This is a genomic window from Chryseobacterium sp. X308 (assembly GCF_020733145.1).
Lineage (GTDB): Bacteria > Bacteroidota > Bacteroidia > Flavobacteriales > Weeksellaceae > Chryseobacterium > Chryseobacterium cupriresistens.
Genome location: NZ_JAJFZH010000015.1, coordinates 93,815 through 113,281, shown reverse-complemented (window position 1 = coordinate 113,281; position 19,467 = coordinate 93,815). Strand labels below are relative to the sequence as shown.

The window sequence follows — 19,467 nt, the reverse complement described above, 5'->3', positions numbered from 1 at the left end:
CCAGAATCATTAAGGAGAAAAATGTACAGCATGAGGCGGAAGTTCTCCATCAGAAGAAATTAGTACTGGAAAACATCAAAGCCCAGGAAGAAGAAAGAAAAAGAATTGCGGTCATGATTCACGATGATATCGGAAACCGTCTCAATATCCTTTCCTTATGGTTAAATAATCTGGATACTCAGGGCGATGAGCTGATCAAAAAAAATATCTACGGCCAGATGTCTTCCCTGATTGATGCTGCCAGAAGTATTTCCCATTCATTATACCCTGTAAACCTGGAGTCGGTAGGGCTGGTTTTATATGTTGAAGAATTAATAGCCAACCTTTCCCACAAAATCAATATCTCTTTGCAGGTGATGCAGGGATATGAAAAGAAAGATCTTTTTGTAGAAGTACAGCTGTACAGAATTATTCAGGAGTTTACTACCAATGTGATCAAACATTCGGACGCAACGGATATCTGGATTTACATGAAAGATTATCCTGAAAATATGGCTGTAGTGATTTCGGATAACGGGCAGGGCTTTGAATATGAAGAAGTGAAAAAAGGAATGGGGATAAAAAATATCGAATCCCGCATCAAATCTATGAATGCCACACACAAATGGAAAAAAACATTTTCAAACAAAGGAAGTCGTTTAATCATAAAAATTCCAAAATATCATGAGTTCCCAAATCAAACTAGCACTGATTGATGATGAACAGCTGATCCTCGAAGGGGTAAAAATGCTGCTGTCCAATGAGAAAAATATATCGGTAACCCTTACCGCAGATAATGGCCCCGGTTTTATCGAAGACCTCGGAAAACTTTCAAAAGATGAATTCCCTGATATTGCTCTTGTAGATGTTCAGATGAAACCCATGAACGGTTTTGAACTGGTAGAAATCCTCAAAGAAAAATATCCTGATCTCAAAATTATTATCCTGTCATCCCATTATAAAACCTCAATTCTCGGATATATGGTCAAGCTGGGAGTATCTGCATTTCTGCCGAAAAATTCGAATAAGAAAACCTTTATTGATGCCATTACAATGGTAGATAAAAACGGAGTTTTTTTTACGGCCGAAGATCATCAGATGCTGTTTACTTATATGAACAGTTCTGCCAAGAAAAATTCTCTTTTTGAAACAGAAGATGAATTATCCGAAAGAGAAAAAGATGTGGTAAAACTGATCTGCCAGGAACTGACCAACAACGAAATCGGAGAAAAACTCTTTATCAGCCCGAGAACTGTAGAAAGCCACAGACAGCGTATTCTCGAAAAAATCGGAGCCAGAAATACAGTAGGAATAGTCATCTATGCTATTGTCAACAATATTTACTCCCTTGAAAAAATATAAATTGATTCCGTAGAAATACGGAATTTTTTATTTGGTACTTTTCACTCTAGCTAACCTTGTTTTTCTTCTGTTATTTTGGAATGTCTCTTTAAGGGATATAAGTTGAAAAAAACACAACAGGATCTGTAATAAAAAATTAAAGTAGAAACATGGATGGTAACAGAGTGATTTCCGTCGGGATTTTCTTTGACGGCACAGGAAATAATGGGGGCAATATTCTTTCTCCGGATAAACCGCTGAATAATAATGAAAGCTATTACGGGACTTTCAGCAATATCTATAAATTATACAGTTTGTTCGTTGGAGATGAAAAGATATATATTGAAGGAATTGGTACTGTAAAAGGTCATGAAGATAATAATTTTGCTATGGCAACCTGTGCAAACCCACCCTATGGAAGTGGTTATTCATCTGATGATAAACTTCAGAAAGCCGGGGAATTTGTGCAAAAAATAACCCATGATGACACCAAAGAATACCATTTTTTTATATACGGATTCGGCCGGGGAGGTATGTTGGCAAGAACCTTCTGTAATCAGCTTCTGACTCATTATGCTGTGGGAAATTGCAGAATAAAATTTCTGGGGCTTTTTGATACGGTAGAGTCCAAACCTTTTAATACCTATAATATGAATATGTCTGTACAGATAGAGAATGCTCTGCATTTTTGTGCAGTTAATGAGGGCAGGTTTTTCTTTCCGCTTACCGGTTTATTTGAGAATTCAAAAACAATGCAGGATCAGAAATCAGAAAAACAATCATCAGTTTGGAAAGAAGTATTTGTCCCCGGAGATCATGCCGATATTGGAGGCGGCTATCTTGAAGGACCGCAATCTGTTTATATTTCTACAGATTTCACGAATGTTGATGATCTGCATAATTATGTTTCAGATATCAGAAATGCAAAAACCAGTGCTGATGGAAATAAAATCTGGGATGCATTGCTCTCAGGATATAAAGTGGAAACGGTGAATGGACTTTCGCAGGCATTTGTGTGCCGTGATAAAGTATATAACGACCTCTCAAAAGTATATGGAAAACTGATGATGGATGAGACCAATACCATATTGTCAGTATTTAGTGCAGAAAATGAAGCCTACTTCGGGACAGATTATAATAAACATTCTTTTCTCAACAGGTATTATTTGAAAATGAAAGAATATCTGAGGGACCTCTCCGTAAGCAAAAAGCCAATATATGATTTCGGAAGATTTGCAGAGTATACGCATATTTCATCAAACTTCGGATTGTATAGTGATAGTTTCCGGTATAGAACCCAGCGTGAAATTAATATTGAGCTGATCAATAACGGATTAAATGTCTCAAGCAGTACCTCCGTTGATGAAACAAGCCGGACAAAAAGGCTTTCCGCAGAACTTCATCTGCCGGAAGACAGCTTTGTTGCTGATTTTCTTTATGGAACAAACGTTCCGAACAATGATATCTGGCTTCGCTCTATTGTAAAAACACCGGCAGCTGTTAGAGTAAATGAATAGAAGCATTCGTGAAAATACTTCTCAGTTTTAAATTTAGGTTAGGGGACATCTCATGGTGTCTCCTTTTTTGGTTTAATGTAGTACAGATAAGGAAAAACTGCTAAATTCTGGCCTGTTTTTTTATTTCTCGGCTATTCATTTCTTTTTCCGTATTTTTGCACCCGAAAATTCATTATTCATTACTAATTATTAATTAAGATGCTTTCGGTTCAAAGTTTAGGATTACATCATTCAGGAAATTATTTATTTCAAAATGTCAATTTCACCATTAAAAAGGATGATAAAGTGGGGCTCGTGGGTAAAAACGGAGCAGGAAAGTCCACTTTATTGAAAATGCTTTCCGGAGAAATTAATTTCTACGAGGGAGAAGTTGTCACTGAAGGAAGTGTTACCATTGGTTTCCTGAAGCAGGATCTTGATTTCGTAAAAGGAAGAACGGTATGGGCAGAAACTATGCAGGCTTTTGAACAGATCAATGCCTGGAAGAATGAGCTTGAAGAAGTGAACCACCAGATGACTGTAAGAACAGATTACGAAAGTGATTCCTATACGGATCTGATTAATAAAATGACCGAGCTGAACGACCTTTTGATGAACCATGATGCCTACAATCTTGAGGGTGACATGGAAAAAGTATTATTCGGTTTAGGATTTAAAGCAGATGATTTCCAGAAAATCACCGATGAATTTTCCGGAGGATGGAGAATGAGAATCGAATTGGCAAAATTACTTCTTCAGAAGAACGACATTATGCTTCTCGATGAGCCTACCAACCACCTGGATATGGAATCTATCATCTGGTTGGAGAACTTCCTTAAGGATTATCCCGGAGCTATTGTTCTGGTAAGCCACGATAAACAGTTTATGACAGCGGTATGTAACCGTACTTTTGATATCAACAACAAAAAAGTTGACGATTACAAAGCCAACTATTCCAAGTATCTGATCATGAGAGAAGACCGCCGTGAAAAACTGATTCAGGCTAAAAAGAATCAGGATGCGGAGATCAAGCAGATGGAAGATAATATTAATAAGTTCCGTGCAAGTGCAACCAAAGCTTCTTTCGCGCAGTCACTTATTAAAAAATTAGATAAAATCGAACGTATCGAAGTGGATAACGAAGACGTTTCAAAATTCAATATCCGTTTCGTACAGTCTATGGTTCCGGGGAAAGTGATCTTCGAAGCCATCAATCTTGGAAAAGCCTACGGACAGAAGCAGATTTTTGATGATGTAGATTTTATCGTTCAGAGAGGAGACAGAATTGCTCTTCTGGGGCAAAACGGTCAGGGAAAAACTACGCTGGCTAAAATCCTGGCGGGAGACATCAAAGACTATTCAGGAACATGGAATCTTGGCCATAATGTCAATATCGGATATTTCGCTCAGAACCAGGAAGAAGTGTTGACACCTAACAAAACGGTTCTGGAAGAAGCTGAAGATGCCGCCACAGAAGAAACAAGACCAAGAGTAAGAGATTTATTAGGATCTTTCCTTTTCCAGGGAGATGCCGTTACTAAAAAAACAAAAGTACTTTCCGGAGGAGAGAGAAACCGTCTGGCACTTTGTAAACTGTTGCTTCGTCCTTTCAACACGCTGATCATGGACGAACCTACCAACCACCTTGATATCCAGTCTAAGGAAATTATCAAGCTGGCATTGCAGAATTTTGAAGGAACTTTAATCGTAATCTCTCACGACAGGGAATTCCTTCAGGGACTTTGTGATAAAATCTACGAATTCCGTGACGGGAAAATGAAAGAATTCCTTGGTGATATCAACGAATATCTTGAGTACAGACAGAAAGAAACCATCAGAGAGATTTCTGCAGAAAAAGCCAAACTTCATACGGAAGTAAAGGTGGAACCTAAGAAAGTAGAGGAGAAACCTGTTGTAAGCAGCAGCCAGTCTTCAAATATTGTAAGTAAAGAACAGAAAAATATTCAGAATAAAATCAAGAAAGTGGAAGAGAAAATTTCTGAGCTTGAAACAAAAGTAGAGCAGATGGAAGCATCTTTTGCCAAAGAAAATCCTTCAGATGAAACCTTAGAAGAATACAACAATGCTAAGGAGGAGCTGGATACAGCTTTACAGGAGTGGGAATATCTTGGAACCCAACTGGATTAAACCAAAATATAAATGCTTTATCAACTAAAATGATGAAGCATTTTTTTTGTAACAAAACCGTATTAACTTCTACCTATTGTCAACAGTTATTAAGTAATTTAATAAAAGTTTAAGGAAACAATTAAATTATTTTCATAATTTTGAACCATGATTTTTAAAGAAAGCAGAAACCTAAAGAGTTTTATCTCCAAACTGTTGTTTGGAGTGTATTTCCTTGCCCTGCTTTCTCAAAGCTTTCACCATCATGATTCTGTAGACTATTTTAAGGCTTTTCATCTTAAAAAAGCAGAGAATACAATGACGAAAGCCGTTACTAAAGAGAAAGCTGGCGACTGTCTGGCCTGCCACTTTTTGGTTACCGGACATACATTAGCTCCTGAAGAATTCAACTTTACTTTTGAGCATTACAGCCATGAAGTAAAACAAATCATCGCCATTCAGGAGAAAATCTGGTCACAGACCAAATTCACCTTCCAGCTTCGGGGACCGCCCGCATTGGCATAATTCATAGATTCTATAGGGTTTAAAGTTCTGTACTTTAAAATTCAATGTTTAAAGTTTAAGGTTTAGAGTTGCTGGAAAAACAACTGTTAATTTGTAATTGGTATTTAAATAATGTTCAATTACTAATTTCTAGCTTCTAACCTCTAACTTCTCATCAGACATTAGACTTTTACATTGTACATTTAAAACTAGCCCTTCTCACAAATTTTAACGAAAATGTACCCTGTTGAAAAGGGTGCGCAATCAATCTGTTTACAATGAAATTGATATATTGCCTGCTGCTGGTCTTTTGTGGATCAGTATTTACAAGTGCACAAAAAACTTATACTGTAGAGGGAACCGTTCAGGATTTCCATGATAAAACATGGCTGGAAAATGCAGTGATTAAAATCGGGAACTTTACAGCTAAAACCAATAAGAAAGGTCAATTTTCTTTTGACAAAATTCCTGCAGGAAAGTATACACTCATTGCTCAACATCCTGATTGCAATGATTATACTGAAAATATAGGAGTTGATAAGGATGTTCAGCTAGTGATTACACTGGAACACCATATTAAAGATATCGAAACTGTGACTATTCATGGAAGTCATAAGAATAATGGAAGTATGGTGGTGAAAACACTTGATAAATCAACGCTTTCACGAAATGTTACTGAGAACTTAGGAAATTTATTAACCAATATTTCTGGTGTCAATGTTCTGAAAACAGGAAATAACATAGCTAAGCCTATTATCCACGGTCTTTATGGAAGCAGGGTTTCCATCCTTAATGATGGGGTAAAGCTTGCTGAACAGGAATGGGGAGTAGAGCACGCTCCTAACGTAGATGTCAACAATTTTGAACATATTGATGTCATCAAAGGGGCATCAGCTTTGAAATACGGAGCAGGTGCCGTAGGTGGAGTCGTTGTTTTACAGCCTCAGGTTTTGCCTAAGAAAGATACCATTATGGGAAATGTTTCTCTTTCCGGGATTTCAAACGGAAGAGGTGCTGATCTTAATGTAAAACTTGCAAAAACATGGGAGAACGGATGGGCTATAAAAACCAATGGAAGTTATAAAAAACTTGGAGATCTTGAAGCTCCGGATTACGGCCTGATGAATACAGGACTTGAGAGCTCGGGATTTAATTTCGGGGTGCAGAAAATGACATTTGAAAAAGGATTTTCTTTTGATTATTATCTGACCAAAAGTACCGTAGGAATTCTTAGAAGTTCTCACGTGGGGAATTCAGCAGATCTTCGTAATGCCCTTACATCTCCGGAACCAATCTATCAGAGAGATTTTAGTTATGATATCGATAACCCGCGACAGGAAATTGAACATCATATTGCTAAAGTTTCGGCTTACAAAAGGTTTGAAAATTTTGGGAAAATAACGGCTACTTACAGCTTTCAGTACAATCATAGAAAAGAATATGATATCCGACGTACAGAAGCATTAAGTAAAAAACCTGCTTTGGACCTTGAACTGATCACCAATGATCTGAATGTAAACCACCTGATAGAAAGAGCAAACTGGAATCTTGAAACAGGAATTAATGCAGGATATCAAAACAATTATTCCAATACCCAGACCGAGGCGAGACGTCTTGTTCCGAACTATGACAGATACTATGCAGGAATTTATTCCGTATTGAAATATAAAATTACACCGGAGCTGGATCTTGAACTGGGAGGCAGATACGATTATGATCATTACGAAGTAACAAAATGGTTTGATCTGAGTGACTGGAATAAAAAATATGCAGCAGATTATTCAGATTTTGTAGTAAGAATCAACCAAAACAGAATTCTTACCAAGCCGTCTTTAAGTTATAATAATATTTCAGTAAACGGGGGAATTGTTTATCATCCATCCGAATATTTTAACCTGAAATTCAATTATGCCAGGGTTTCGAGATCTCCGAATATCGCAGAACTTTTTGCAGACGGACTTCACCATTCTGCAGCGATCATTGAGAGAGGGGATATGAGAATGAAAAGTGAAACCGGAAATCAGTTTAATTTGGTGGCAGACGTAAAAGTAAATGTCCTGAAAGGATTGAATATTTCTGTAAACCCATATTTTTTTTATACTCAGAATTTCATCAATCAGATTCCTACAGGTTATCTGAATACACAATGGGGTGGAGCTTTTGTAGAGTATAGTTATCAGCAGATCAATGCAAAAATGTATGGATTGGATATCGATGCTCAGCTTAAAATTACAGATAATCTGACGTACAAAGGAAGCGGTTCCTATGTGTATGGACAGGATACTACTCATGATGTACCGCTTATTTTAATGATGCCGCCGAATTTTAACAATTCCTTGGAATTCAGTAAAAAAGAATGGAAAAACTTCTATTTCACAGTGAGTAACAATACTTATCTGAAACAGACAAGATTTCCTGTTTATAACGTTCCGATCAGATTATTTGATTCAGACGGAAATCCTTACAATGAAGAAGTGGATATTTCTACACCTCCAAACGGATATTCCCTTTGGAACCTTCAGACAGGGGTAAATCTGTCTAAAAATTTCGGAATTGATTTTTCAGTCCGAAATATATTCAACAAGTCTTACAGAGATTATCTGAACAGACTACGTTTCTTTTCCAACGAAATGGGAAGAAACTTCATTTTAACTCTTAAATATCAATTTTAATTACTTAAAATCAAAAGCATGAAAAATATTTTTAAAAATACAACACTTATCTTAGGACTTTTATTCTTAGCTGTTTCTTTAAGCTTAACATCGTGTAACAGAAGCGATGATGAAGCAGATGACCTTCCTCAGGAAGAATTGTCAGATGTCCTTTTAAGAGTAACGGATGAAGCTACAGGAGTTCCCGTAGTTTATGATTATCAGGTGAACAGTACCACGAACCCTAATGTTAAACTGATCAATGGACATACTTATAATGTGGAAGTTATTTTCAAGAATGGTGATGAAGATACTACTCAGGAAATTAAGGAAGCAAAAAATGCACATTTCCTGGTGTATAACTTTCCCAATTCTGATATCACCTTAACCCGTACAGATGATGAATCTTCCAAAAGAGATGATGGAAACCGTGTTGGGTTGAAAACAAAATGGGTAGTCAATACTGCTGTAAAAAATGCTTCTGCACCTAGTCAGCTGGTTCTTACCTTGTTCCATGAGCCGGTAACGGTTTCTGAAGCTTCTGCTGTAAGTGGAAACGGAGTGATTTACGGAACTCATACAGGAGGAGAAACAGACGCAGAGGCCAACTATAATATTGTTAATTAATATACCTTTAATCTTGTTTGGACCACCGGAATTTTCCGGTGGTTTTTTATTTAACAATATTTGGCTTTATAAGTTGATTTTAAATGAGTTTTTTTCATAAAAAATTCCTATTTTTGCAACCTAAAATTTTAATCAATAATGAAGGTTACCGCACAAAACCATGATGATGTAAGTGCATTGCTTACAGTAACATTGGAAAAATCTGACTACAAAGAAAAAGTAGAGAAGCAGTTGATTAATTATGCTAAAAATGCGCAAGTTCCTGGATTCAGAAAAGGGAAAGTGCCTTTGAGTATGGTTAAAAAACAATATGAAGCAGGTATTGCATTTGAAGAAATCAACAGACAAGTTTCTGATGCTTTAAACAACTATGTTAATGAAAACAAACTAAGATTAGTTGGTCAGCCTGTTCCTCAGCCAGTAAACGAATTCGATTACAATGCTGATCAATTAGAAGTTGCTTTCGAAGTAGGATTTGAGCCTGAATTCACTATAGATTTAGCTAAATATGAAGCTCCTCACTACAAAGTAGAAGCTTCTGACAAAGAAATCGGTAAGAGCATTGAAAACATGCAGAAGCGTTTCGCTGAGCAGGTTCCTCAAGATAAAATCACTAAAGATTCTTACATTGCTTTAGAAGTTTCTCAGGTTGTGGAAGAAGATGCTGAAGGTGAGCACCACCACCACCCAAAAAACCTTACTATTACAGCTGAAAACAAAGAAGCTTTCAAGTTGGTAAAAGGTTTGAAAATGGATGAATCTGTAAAAGTGACTAAAGAAACTCTTGCAGGTGACGAAGAATTAGCTAAAGAATTAGGATTCAGCAAAGAAGAAGTTGAGCACCTGCACCACAATGAGGTAGAAGTTAAAGTAAAAGATTTCTATTCATTAAACTTAGCTGAGCTTAACCAGGATCTGTTCGACAAAGTATACGGAGAAGGAAACATCAAGTCTGAAGAAGAGCTTAAAGATAAAGTAAAAACTGAATTAGACGAGTATTTCCAGCAGAATGCTGATGTTCACTTTGTGAATAAAGTATTGGAGCAGGTAACTGAGAAAGAAGAAGTAAAACTTCCTGAATCTTTCCTTGTGAAGTGGTTATTATTCTCTAACCAGAATATCCAGTCTGAAGAACAGGCTAAAGAAATTCTTGAAGCTGAGAAAAACCAGTTGAAATATCAGATCATCGAAGGTAAATTGATGACTGAGAACGAAATCAGCCTTGACTATGCTGATGTATTGGCTCAGGCAGAACAGTTGGTGAAAAACCAATTGGCTATCTACGGAATCCACCACTTAGGGGATGAAGAAATCCAGAAATATGCTGTTGAAATGTTGAAAGACCAGGAGCAGGTAAGACAAATTTCTTCTGAAGTAGCGATGGCTAAACTGAAAGATGTAATTCTTGAAAAAGCGACTAAAAAAGAAACTAAAATTTCTCACGACGAATTTTTAGAAGAACTTAAGAAGTAATTATACTCAGATATAAATATTTGAAAACCGTCAATTCTTTGGCGGTTTTTTTTGTTGTAAATCTTTTCTAAGAATTACGTCAGATGTATCCGGTAAACTAATTGGCCGGGTTTTTGTTTTCAAAGTTCTTATAGAGCATTCATTAATCATTACTAATTGCTCATTACTCATTACTTATTTATATGTCCGCCAATATTCCTATATTTACCCTTTAAACTTTATTATAAATATGAAAAAGATCATCATTCCATTTTTCTGCGCTGTACTTTTCTCAGTGCCTGCAGCAGCTCAGAAGAAAGGGGCTGCATCTGCTAAAACAGAAGCCGTACAATCAAAACTTACACCTAAAGAGGTTGTTGATAATTATTTCAAAGCACTAGGTGGAAAAGATAAACTAGACGCTGTAAAATCTACCATTACTGATAACACTGTTGCTGTGCAGGGAATGGAAATCCAAATGACAACTAAGAAATTAGGAAATAAATTCAAATCTGTACAATCCTTCATGGGAAAAGAAATGGTGCAGCTTTTTGACGGTGAGAAAGGATATTTTGATCAGATGGGAACTAAAACAGATATTCCTGCTGACAAAATTGCCGACCTGAAAAAAGGAAAGCCAATGGATGCCTTAGCATTTGATGCTTCTAATTTCAAGACTGTTTCCACAGAAAAACTTGACGGAAAAGATTATAATGTATTGTCTTCAGACAAAGGAAAATTCTATTTCGATGCGGGAACAGGACTTTTGTACAAGACAGATGCAGGAGAAGGTAAAGCAACCATTAAAAGCTATATGGCCGTAGACGGAATACAGTTCCCTGCTGAAGTGGAAGCCGAAGGCGGAGGTCAGAAAATGACCATTAAAACTACAAAAGTAGTCATCAACTCCGGAGTGACGGATGCTGATTTTAAATAAGAAAATACTTTTTAAGTAATCAAAACCGGGAATTCCCGGTTTTTTTATGGTAGAAAATATGAACCGAATGCTGATAAGTTTTCTTAATGTACTATTTCAGCGTGTCAGAAATCAGGGTTAATAACTGAATTTTTTTTAATCAAAACAATAAGACTCTTGTGTTTTACAACGGTTTTTTGGTTTAAAAGAAGAATATATTGATGTATTAACCGTAATTTCAAGAAAAATGAATCAGATGAGCTTATTTTTAATTAGTCTATTTTAAATAATCGATGAATGTTTTTAATTAAAAATTAATATAAGTAATATAAAAGAAACAATTTGTTTTCATTTTATAATAATTAAATTTTTTAACTTGAATTTAACCCTCTACTAAAGCCTGGTCACTGGGAGAATTGATATTTTTGAAAGGTCAAAAAATAATGTAGATGAAAAGAATGTTATCTTCGTTTTCAGCCATCTTTCTGATGTCTGTTAATATCTATGGACAAAACATCCCTGTGGATCCGTCCGTAAGAATCGGTACACTTTCCAATGGAATGAAGTACTATATCAAAAAAAATGTTTTACCGGAAAAAAAAGTAGAATTCCGTCTGGCAATCAATGCCGGATCTATTCTTGAAGACGAAAATCAGAGAGGACTGGCTCACTTTATGGAGCATATGAACTTCAACGGAACCAAAAATTTTCCTGACAATAAATTAGTAGACTTTTTACAATCGATCGGAGTGAAATTCGGGCAGCACCTTAATGCTTACACCGGCTTTGACGAAACCGTCTACATGCTTCCTGTCCCGTTGGATAAACCGGGAAATCTGGATGCCGGATTGAAAGTGATGGAAGACTGGGCATTTAATGCAACACTTTCTGACGAACAGATCAATAAAGAAAGGGGAGTAGTACTGGAAGAGCTAAGATTAGGTCTCGGACCGGATAAGAGAATGATGGATAAATACCTGCCAAAGCTTTTATACCAATCTCAGTACGCAGAAAGACTTCCTATCGGTAAAAAAGAAGTGCTGGAAAACTTCAGACCTGATCTTATCCGGAAGTTCCATCAGGATTGGTACCGTCCGGATCTGATGGCAATTGTGGTAGTAGGAGATATCAATGTGGATGAAATAGAAAAAAAGATCAGGAATAACTTCAGCCAATATAAAAACCCTTCAAAACCCAGAGAAAGAAAATCATTTGATCTTCCGAATCACAAAGAAGCACTGGTAGCTATTGAGACAGATCCTGATGCTACGGCTTCGGGAGTGCAGTTCATCATCAAAGATTCTGAAGTATACCAGCCGGATGTAACAGTGCAGCAATATGATAAAAGTATTGTTGAAGGCCTTGTGAATATAATGCTGAACAGCAGACTGGCAGAACTGGTTAATTCTCCGAATCCTCCTTTTACTTATGGTTCAGTATACCATGGAGGAACTTACGCAAGAAACAAAGAAGCATTTCAGGGTGCCGCAGCTACAAAAGACGGCGACCAGCTGAATGCGCTGAAAGTTCTTTTGGAAGAAGTGGAAAGAGCCAAAAGATTCGGATTTACCCAATCTGAACTGGACAGGGCAAAAGCCAGGATGCTTTCCTCTTATGAATGGGCTTACAACAACAAAGACAAAAACCAAAGCGGTGAACTTATCGATGGCTACGTGAACCATTTCCTGAGACAGGAACCAATACCTGGAATTACCTGGGGATATGAACATATTAAAGAAGTTCTTCCGGCCATAGCGCTGGAACAGACCAATGAAATTATCAAAAAGCGGGTAAAGGATGACAGCAGGGTCATTATTATTACAGGTCCAAAAAAGGAAGGTATAACCATGCCAACAGAGGCGATGGTTCTGAAGACATTTGATGCTGTGAAACTAGCTGATCTTAAACCTTACGAAGAAAAAACGAAAACTGAAAGCTTAGTAAAGCCTTTTAAATCCGAAGGGAAAATTACTAAAACAGAAGCAGACGCCAAATTAGGAACGACCACCTGGACTTTGAACAACGGAGCTCAAGTTACTTTCAAGAAAACAGATTTTAAAGATGATGAAATTGTTTTTGCAGCAATAAGCCTGGGAGGACTGTCTGTCATTCCGGATGCCGATTACAATAAAACAAAATTTGCATTTGATGCTTTACTGGAAGCCGGATTAGCAGGGCTTTCAAAAAATGATCTTGCTCACTATCTTGCAGGAAAACAGGTGAGTGTAAGCTCTTATGTCGGTGGCCTTACAGAAGGTATTTCAGGAACAAGTTCGAAAAAAGATCTGAAGACTGCCATGGAACTGATCTATGCCTGCTTTACAGACTTAAATTATAACCCGGAATCATTCAACACCTATAAAACAAAGAAATCTGCCATGCTGGCGAATGTGGATTCTGATCCGGAATACTATTTCTCCAGTGAATATTCCAAATTTATCAATCAGAAGAATCCAAGATTTACCGGCCTAGAACCTACCGAAAAAGACTGGGCGAATACAGATTATAAAAAAGCATATGATATTTACAAAGATAAGTTTGCCAATGCAGGTAATTTCCACTTCTATTTTGTGGGGAATATAGATGAAGGGCAGCTTAAAAGTGAGATCCTGCAGTATATTGCTTCCCTTCCTGCTACAGGAAAATCGTCTACATTTAAAGATACGGGCTACAGACCAGTGAAAGGAGGATATACAAAGGTTTATAAAAAAGGAAAAGAACCGAAGAGCCTTGTCACCATTTCTTACAGCGGAGAAGCGCCTTATAATGAGAAGGAAGCTATGGCGCTTTCAGCTCTTGGAGACGTCGCTACGATTAAAGTTCTCGAAAAACTGAGAGAAGACGAAAGCGGTATTTACGGCGGAGGCGCAAGCGGAAGCTTCAGTAAAATTCCTTACAGTGCCTATGATTTTAGCATTAATTTCCCTTGTGGTCCTGAAAATGTAGATCAGCTTACAAAAAGTGCAGTGGCCGAACTACAAAAACTGATAGACAAGGGTCCTGAACAAAAAGATCTCGATAAATACAAAGAAGGAGAATACAATGAATATAAAACAAGTCTTAAAGACAATGGATTCTGGTTACAGGGAATTGCTCAAAATCAATTAGACGGTAGTGATCAATATAATATTCTGAATTACCTGGATAAAGTAAAAGCACTTACGGTAAAAGACCTTCAGGATGTTGCCAGAAAATATCTGACAAAAGAAAAAAATGTAGCCATACTTATGCCTGAAGACGGTTGGGAGAATGCTAAAAAAAATGAAATCCAAAAAGGAGGTACAACGAACTAATTCATTTTTATTGACAACAAAAATAAAAAACCGCAGAGGGATCTGCGGTTTTTATTATTTCATTCGAATGCGTATCGGTTAAGAACCATACTCTTTTTTCCATTCTTCAGCAGCTTCGCTCAGAACAGTATAAAATTCTTCACCATACTTTCTCGTCAGTGGAGTTTTTAAAAACTTATACACAGGAACCTGAAGTTCTTTTCCAAGCGTACAGGCATCGCTGCATACATTCCACTCATGATAATTCAATGCGGTAAATGAAGAGTATTCCGTAACACGGATTGGGTAAAGATGGCATGAAATAGGTTTCTGCCAGTCTACTGCACCATCTTCATATGCTTTCTCAATACCACATTTGGTAATTCCTTTTTCATCAAAGGTTACATAGGCACACTCGCGGTTCTCCACCATTGGAGTAACATACATTCCGTCGTGTGGATCAGTAGTCCATGTTCCCTGTTCTTCAAGGGCTTTAATACCTTCCTGAGTAAGGTAAGGTTTTATTTTGTCAAAAATACTGTCCAATATTTCAAGCTCGTCTTTATCCAACGGAGCTCCCACATCTCCTTCCACACAACATGCACCTTTACATTTCGTAAGGTTGCAAACAAATTCTTCGGAAAAAATTTCCTCAGAAATCAATTTATCGTCTATCTGAATCATAATTTTCTAAAATAAATCAAAAACTGTACCCGCTTTGAAGGTCAGTAAACTAATAATAATAAGCCAAACACTGGCTTCACGCATCCAGTATTTAGGTAAAAATCTCATCATTCTGCTCAGAATAATACTTGAAGGAAATGCCAGGAGCAGCAAATACTCATAGCTTTTATTCATATATAGAATGATGGTAACAAGCTGTGCTACTGAAAAGACCAGCAGGAAAGTGTATTTATATCTGCTTATCGGACTTTTCTTGTTATAATTTTTAAAATGGTCATACACTGCATAAATAAGCATCAGAATCACAGGAATCAGCGGAAGAAGTTCCGTGTAATCTGTTACCGGCTTCATTTTTCCAAACGGAAAATAATCGATATTCCATGAAGTGAACTGAACGAAATACATGACAGAAAAATAACTGAATGTAATCAGAACAATTCCCAGAAGGAATCTGAAAAGATTCAACCCTATTTTGGCAGAGGTGGCAATCACGTGAATGATCACAAAAACAGCCATTGGCCAGGTGGTAGGAAGAAAAATAAAGTTCAGGGCTACAATAGATCCTACCAATACATAGGATTTTTTCCTGATATCTTCATCTGCACTCGTCAGAAGCAGGATAAGGAAAGAGTTGGTAAGCAGAGAAACTGCAATTCCTATATCCAGATTTCCGGGATACAGCCCGAAAATAAAAAACGTGTATAAAAATAAGGGCAGATGGGTCTGATAATTAAGGGCAACACTGTGAAAACAAAAATATCCCAAAGCAATTCCCAGAAAAGTTATTCCGGCAACTATGGCTTCGTAAGTATTGAAATTCAGTATGTTAAATATTATGACTACTAAAAGAAGAAAACCAATATAAACAGGAATTGAAAAAATATTGCTTTCTTTTGAAAGTAATTTAAACATTTTTTATAAATTTGTACAAAGTTAATTTAAAAAAGGAAAATAATGACGTCTTTCTTTCTATTCTTAAGCAAAGTTTTCAAATGGTCTTTCGGTTTCTTTGATGCTTTCGGTAATGTTTTAAACTGGATTCTATTTATAGTTTGCTGTGTACTATTCACTTATTGGTGCTACGTACTGGTGGTTACACTAGGTGGCGATAAAGATAAAGACTATTATTCTCCAACGGAAGGTAAGCACCCTTACTACGATCCGAATATCTATAAAAAAGAAGGTTAATTAATTGGTTATATAGTAAAAAACCGATCAAACAATAGGGTTTGATCGGTTTTTTTATTACTAACGATTAAAATTTTCTTTTTCTTAGTCGTGAATCGGAAGTACCAGCACAGGAATGCTTGAACTTTTCGTAATCCCTTTGGTTAAGCTTCCCACGAATACATCATAAATTCCGCTTCTGCCGTGTGATCCCATCACGATATAATCAGCATTTTTGGCTTTTGCATGTTCAAGAATAATATCTTTTGCAAGTCCCTGTTTTAAAAGGTGTTCACAATCAATATCATGGCTGATGATTCTTTGCTCAATTTTATTAAGCTGCACCAGCTCTTCCCTGATTTCGTTGGCTTCCACTTCCGGAAAATATTGAAATCCCATGTCACCAATAGCAAAGCCGATATCTGATGGCGCTACGTGGATCAGGTAAATTCTGCCGTTAAGCTGTTTTGCAAATTTTATGGCACCGTCTACCAGTTGGTCTGTCTTGTCGCCAAAATCTACGGGTAATACAATATTTATCATAACCTCTAATTTTGTTACCTAAAGATAGGAAAAATTTGTCAGACTTTGATATTAAATACTTATAATATTCGGATATCAAGGATTTTTTCCTCCTGAAGATAAGCTTCCAGAATATCATTTTCTTCTACTTTGCCAACCCCTTTTGGAGTTCCTGTGAAAATAAGATCACCTACCCTTAACGTAAAATACTGAGAAGCAAAAGCTACAATATCATCAAAATTGAACATCATATCTTTTGTATTGCCATCCTGTACTTTTTCTTTATTTTTTAATAACGAAAACTGAAGGTTTTCAAGACTGAACTTCTCTTTTTTGAAGAAACTGCTTACCACAGCAGAGCCGTCAAAACCTTTGGCAAGCTCCCATGGAAGCCCTTTTGATTTCAGTTCACTCTGAAGATCTCTGGCTGTAAAATCGATTCCAAGACCAATTTCTTCATAATGCTTGTGCGCTGTTTCTTTCTGAATATATTTTCCTCCCTTTGAAATTTTTAATACCACTTCAAGCTCGTAGTGAATATCATTGGAAAATTCAGGGATGTAGAAATCATTTCCCTTTAGAACTGCCGTATCCGGTTTCATGAAGATAACAGGATTTTCAGGAATTTCATTTCCTAATTCTTTTGCATGCTCACTGTAGTTTCTTCCTATGCAGATTATTTTCATAACTCTTTTTTTATATTTTTTAACCCCGTCATTGCGAGGGACGAAGCAATCTTTTAGATCGTTTAAGACTATTGATTCCTGAATAGATTAATGCGTAAACTCATTCCCGCAATAATAACATTTGAATTTGTGGCTCGTCAGAAATGAAATTCCAAAGAAACTGGTAGCACTGTCATCCCTGTAAATATGATTGGAGCCACATTTCGGGCAGACAAAATCAAACTCGGGATCTTCAATGGTATGTTCTACTTCCAGCGAGTATTGTTCATTGTCTTTATAGTCCTGCAGGATCTGCCGGGCCTTTTCCATATCTTCTTCAAATACCTGAAGCTGTATGCCGCCTACCGCCTGAGACAGAAGCCAATCCGACTGGATAAGCTGCTCATTAGCAATGAAACTGTTGATACCGTTTTCAGCCAGTATCTGCTTATCCCTGTTAGCTTCAAGGGCAGTTTCATAAAATTTAAAACGAACCAGATCAGACATTTTTAAAACCTGCTTGATAATTGAATTTTTGTAAAAATCTTTTTGGTATACAACGGGAAATCAGCGTTCTGAAGCCACCCGAAATATCCTAAGTCTTTTTGGAATACCGCTTTCACGCCTTGTCCTTTATATTTTCCAAAGTTGAAAACTTCTTCCATTTTTTCATTATATCCGATAAATCCGGCAAGGTCTGCATTCTTATTATGGAATGTAAATTCACTTAACGGTGCTATTTCATTCGGAATATCGTCATATTTTCCAACCTGAGCATCAAGAACTTCAAACGTTGCCATTACATCAGCTTCTGCAGAGTGGGCATTTTCCAATGTTTTTCCACAGTAGAACTGGTAAGCTGCACCTAAATTTCTGGGCTCTTTTTTATGGAAAATAGTCTGTGCATCGACCAGTCTGAACTTACTCAGATCAAAATCCATTCCTACTCTTAAAAGCTCTTCAGCCAAAAGCGGAACATCAAACCTGTTGGAATTGAATCCTCCCAGATCACTTCCTGAAATCATTTCCATAATTTTAGCGGCAATATCTCTGAAAGTAGGAGCATCTTTTACATCTTCGTCATAGATCCCGTGGATTTCACTGCATTCTTTTGGAATCGGCATTTCAGGATTTACACGCCATGTTTTGCTCTCTCTTGAGGCATCCGGGTTTACTTTTAAGATACAGATCTCAACAATTCTGTCTTTTCCGATATTGGTTCCTGTGGTTTCCAGGTCAAAAATACAAAGCGGTTTATGGAGTTTTAAATTCATGTTAATGATTAATAATTTGAAATGTGTTTTATTTTAATAACTATTTTAGCTGTCCCTGAAAAATGAGTGACACCAGCATATAATAAATAACCAGCATTGGAATTCCAACAACCTGGAATATCGCAAGAATAACAATTCCTCCCACCAGTAATACAATTTTAGGGTAGTTATCTTTTAATTGTTTTGATTTGAATTTCATAGCCATCATCCTGATCGGGCTGATCAGAAGCCATGACGTAAGAAGAGTAAGCAGGATTAATAGCAATTCATGATCAAATAAAAAGCTGAAATTTCCGGTTTCTTTAAAGGCATAATAAAGACCGAACAGTAAAACGGTATTGGTAGGTGTATTCAACCCTTTGAAATAATAACGCTGCTCTTCATCCAGATTAAAAATGGCAAGCCTCAGGCAGGAAAATACAGTGACAATGAGTCCCAGATATTTGATCTCAAATGGGTAATGCATTCCCAAAAGCTCAGCTCCAAAAGGTTCAAGGGCTTTATACATCGTAAGTCCCGGGATCACTCCAAAGCTTACCATATCCGCAAGCGAGTCCAGCTGAAGGCCAAGATTGGAATTTGATTTTAAAGCTCTGGCTACAAAGCCGTCAAAAAAATCGAAAACCGAAGAGAGAATAAGGCAGATTGCCGTTGTCTGATAATCTCCTAATATTAAATGTATTGCACCTACACAGCCTGCAAATAAATTAGCCAGAGTTAAAGCATTGGCCAGATTATTCTTTATAAAATCCATAAACACAAAATTACAGTTTTTAAAAATTCTAACTCA

General features: G+C 36.9%; 18 protein-coding genes. 11 read left to right on the top strand and 7 right to left on the bottom strand.

Going from position 1 to position 19,467, the window contains the following annotated elements; genetic code table 11:
• Positions 1 to 113 precede the first annotated feature (113 nt).
• The 10 genes from LIV57_RS16140 to LIV57_RS16095 all read left to right on the top strand — a co-directional run bounded on the left by LIV57_RS16140 (position 114) and on the right by LIV57_RS16095 (position 14,386).
• The gene (locus LIV57_RS16140) at positions 114 to 695 is read left to right on the top strand and encodes a sensor histidine kinase (RefSeq protein ID WP_227943441.1); all 582 of its coding nucleotides are present in this window, start codon (positions 114 to 116) and stop codon (positions 693 to 695) included.
• Positions 664 to 1,341 (top strand): response regulator, encoded by a 678-nt coding sequence (locus tag LIV57_RS16135; protein ID WP_227943440.1) that lies wholly within the window; start codon positions 664 to 666, stop codon positions 1,339 to 1,341. The genes LIV57_RS16140 and LIV57_RS16135 overlap by 32 nt, the downstream gene beginning before the upstream one ends.
• Before the next feature lie 149 nt (positions 1,342 to 1,490).
• A complete protein-coding gene (locus LIV57_RS16130) occupies positions 1,491 to 2,837 on the top strand; it encodes a T6SS phospholipase effector Tle1-like catalytic domain-containing protein (RefSeq protein ID WP_227943439.1) in 1,347 nt (448 codons plus the stop codon).
• Between the two features lie 198 nt (positions 2,838 to 3,035).
• Positions 3,036 to 4,964 carry an ABC-F family ATP-binding cassette domain-containing protein gene (locus LIV57_RS16125; protein ID WP_227943438.1) on the top strand — a complete coding sequence of 643 codons (1,929 nt, stop codon included), beginning with the start codon at positions 3,036 to 3,038 and terminating at the stop codon, positions 4,962 to 4,964.
• 147 nt (positions 4,965 to 5,111) lie between these two features.
• The gene (locus LIV57_RS16120; protein WP_227943437.1) at positions 5,112 to 5,468 is read left to right on the top strand and encodes a hypothetical protein; all 357 of its coding nucleotides are present in this window, start codon (positions 5,112 to 5,114) and stop codon (positions 5,466 to 5,468) included.
• Positions 5,469 to 5,725: 257 nt separating this feature from the next.
• Positions 5,726 to 8,119 carry a TonB-dependent receptor gene (locus tag LIV57_RS16115; protein WP_227943436.1) on the top strand — a complete coding sequence of 798 codons (2,394 nt, stop codon included), beginning with the start codon at positions 5,726 to 5,728 and terminating at the stop codon, positions 8,117 to 8,119.
• Positions 8,120 to 8,137: 18 nt separating this feature from the next.
• Complete coding sequence (locus LIV57_RS16110) at positions 8,138 to 8,725, top strand: hypothetical protein (protein ID WP_227943435.1); 588 nt, start codon at positions 8,138 to 8,140, stop codon at positions 8,723 to 8,725.
• A gap of 138 nt (positions 8,726 to 8,863) precedes the next feature.
• Positions 8,864 to 10,198 carry a trigger factor gene (locus tag LIV57_RS16105; protein ID WP_227943434.1) on the top strand — a complete coding sequence of 445 codons (1,335 nt, stop codon included), beginning with the start codon at positions 8,864 to 8,866 and terminating at the stop codon, positions 10,196 to 10,198.
• Between the two features lie 229 nt (positions 10,199 to 10,427).
• Entirely contained in the window at positions 10,428 to 11,114 is a 687-nt protein-coding gene (locus LIV57_RS16100) for a hypothetical protein (RefSeq protein WP_110007983.1), read from the top strand.
• Positions 11,115 to 11,542: 428 nt separating this feature from the next.
• Positions 11,543 to 14,386: a M16 family metallopeptidase gene (locus LIV57_RS16095; protein WP_227943433.1), complete on the top strand. Its 2,844-nt coding sequence runs from the start codon at positions 11,543 to 11,545 to the stop codon at positions 14,384 to 14,386.
• Between the two features lie 78 nt (positions 14,387 to 14,464).
• Here the strand turns inward: LIV57_RS16095 and LIV57_RS16090 are convergent, their stop codons facing one another.
• Together LIV57_RS16090 and LIV57_RS16085 are read right to left on the bottom strand one after the other, a co-directional pair.
• Positions 14,465 to 15,049 carry a DUF3109 family protein gene (locus tag LIV57_RS16090; RefSeq protein WP_110007981.1) on the bottom strand — a complete coding sequence of 195 codons (585 nt, stop codon included), beginning with the start codon at positions 15,047 to 15,049 and terminating at the stop codon, positions 14,465 to 14,467.
• A gap of 6 nt (positions 15,050 to 15,055) precedes the next feature.
• Positions 15,056 to 15,961 (bottom strand): DUF6427 family protein, encoded by a 906-nt coding sequence (locus tag LIV57_RS16085; RefSeq protein WP_227943432.1) that lies wholly within the window; start codon positions 15,959 to 15,961, stop codon positions 15,056 to 15,058.
• A gap of 42 nt (positions 15,962 to 16,003) precedes the next feature.
• Here LIV57_RS16085 and LIV57_RS16080 point away from each other — a divergent pair, with 42 nt between their 5' ends.
• Positions 16,004 to 16,237, top strand: coding sequence for a DUF6341 family protein (locus LIV57_RS16080; protein WP_002976854.1), 234 nt, complete (start codon positions 16,004 to 16,006; stop codon positions 16,235 to 16,237).
• An 84-nt stretch (positions 16,238 to 16,321) separates the two neighbouring features.
• Here LIV57_RS16080 and LIV57_RS16075 read toward each other — a convergent pair whose 3' ends face one another.
• The 5 genes from LIV57_RS16075 to LIV57_RS16055 all read right to left on the bottom strand — a co-directional run bounded on the left by LIV57_RS16075 (position 16,322) and on the right by LIV57_RS16055 (position 19,431).
• A complete protein-coding gene (locus tag LIV57_RS16075) occupies positions 16,322 to 16,759 on the bottom strand; it encodes a universal stress protein (protein ID WP_062673831.1) in 438 nt (145 codons plus the stop codon).
• A gap of 59 nt (positions 16,760 to 16,818) precedes the next feature.
• Positions 16,819 to 17,424, bottom strand: a complete 606-nt coding sequence (locus LIV57_RS16070) for a fumarylacetoacetate hydrolase family protein (protein WP_227943431.1) — start codon at positions 17,422 to 17,424, stop codon at positions 16,819 to 16,821.
• A gap of 87 nt (positions 17,425 to 17,511) precedes the next feature.
• Positions 17,512 to 17,910: a DUF2007 domain-containing protein gene (locus tag LIV57_RS16065; protein WP_202841140.1), complete on the bottom strand. Its 399-nt coding sequence runs from the start codon at positions 17,908 to 17,910 to the stop codon at positions 17,512 to 17,514.
• 2 nt (positions 17,911 to 17,912) lie between these two features.
• A complete protein-coding gene (locus LIV57_RS16060; protein ID WP_131435691.1) occupies positions 17,913 to 18,677 on the bottom strand; it encodes a 3'-5' exonuclease in 765 nt (254 codons plus the stop codon).
• Positions 18,678 to 18,717: 40 nt separating this feature from the next.
• On the bottom strand, positions 18,718 to 19,431 hold the full coding sequence (locus LIV57_RS16055) for a CDP-alcohol phosphatidyltransferase family protein (RefSeq protein ID WP_227943430.1): 714 nt from the start codon (positions 19,429 to 19,431) through the stop codon (positions 18,718 to 18,720).
• Between the last annotated feature and the right edge of the window lie 36 nt (positions 19,432 to 19,467).

Coding starts and splice junctions, on each gene's coding strand:
- LIV57_RS16135 (WP_227943440.1), top strand. CDS start 664: ATGAGTTCCCAAATCAAACTAGCACTGATTGATGATGAACAGCTGATC.
- LIV57_RS16090 (WP_110007981.1), bottom strand. CDS start 15,049: ATGATTCAGATAGACGATAAATTGATTTCTGAGGAAATTTTTTCCGAA.
- LIV57_RS16115 (WP_227943436.1), top strand. CDS start 5,726: ATGAAATTGATATATTGCCTGCTGCTGGTCTTTTGTGGATCAGTATTT.
- LIV57_RS16100 (WP_110007983.1), top strand. CDS start 10,428: ATGAAAAAGATCATCATTCCATTTTTCTGCGCTGTACTTTTCTCAGTG.
- LIV57_RS16055 (WP_227943430.1), bottom strand. CDS start 19,431: ATGGATTTTATAAAGAATAATCTGGCCAATGCTTTAACTCTGGCTAAT.
- LIV57_RS16085 (WP_227943432.1), bottom strand. CDS start 15,961: ATGTTTAAATTACTTTCAAAAGAAAGCAATATTTTTTCAATTCCTGTT.
- LIV57_RS16105 (WP_227943434.1), top strand. CDS start 8,864: ATGAAGGTTACCGCACAAAACCATGATGATGTAAGTGCATTGCTTACA.
- LIV57_RS16065 (WP_202841140.1), bottom strand. CDS start 17,910: ATGTCTGATCTGGTTCGTTTTAAATTTTATGAAACTGCCCTTGAAGCT.
- LIV57_RS16120 (WP_227943437.1), top strand. CDS start 5,112: ATGATTTTTAAAGAAAGCAGAAACCTAAAGAGTTTTATCTCCAAACTG.
- LIV57_RS16095 (WP_227943433.1), top strand. CDS start 11,543: ATGAAAAGAATGTTATCTTCGTTTTCAGCCATCTTTCTGATGTCTGTT.
- LIV57_RS16075 (WP_062673831.1), bottom strand. CDS start 16,759: ATGATAAATATTGTATTACCCGTAGATTTTGGCGACAAGACAGACCAA.
- LIV57_RS16130 (WP_227943439.1), top strand. CDS start 1,491: ATGGATGGTAACAGAGTGATTTCCGTCGGGATTTTCTTTGACGGCACA.
- LIV57_RS16060 (WP_131435691.1), bottom strand. CDS start 18,677: ATGAATTTAAAACTCCATAAACCGCTTTGTATTTTTGACCTGGAAACC.
- LIV57_RS16125 (WP_227943438.1), top strand. CDS start 3,036: ATGCTTTCGGTTCAAAGTTTAGGATTACATCATTCAGGAAATTATTTA.
- LIV57_RS16140 (WP_227943441.1), top strand. CDS start 114: ATGATTCACGATGATATCGGAAACCGTCTCAATATCCTTTCCTTATGG.
- LIV57_RS16110 (WP_227943435.1), top strand. CDS start 8,138: ATGAAAAATATTTTTAAAAATACAACACTTATCTTAGGACTTTTATTC.
- LIV57_RS16080 (WP_002976854.1), top strand. CDS start 16,004: ATGACGTCTTTCTTTCTATTCTTAAGCAAAGTTTTCAAATGGTCTTTC.
- LIV57_RS16070 (WP_227943431.1), bottom strand. CDS start 17,424: ATGAAAATAATCTGCATAGGAAGAAACTACAGTGAGCATGCAAAAGAA.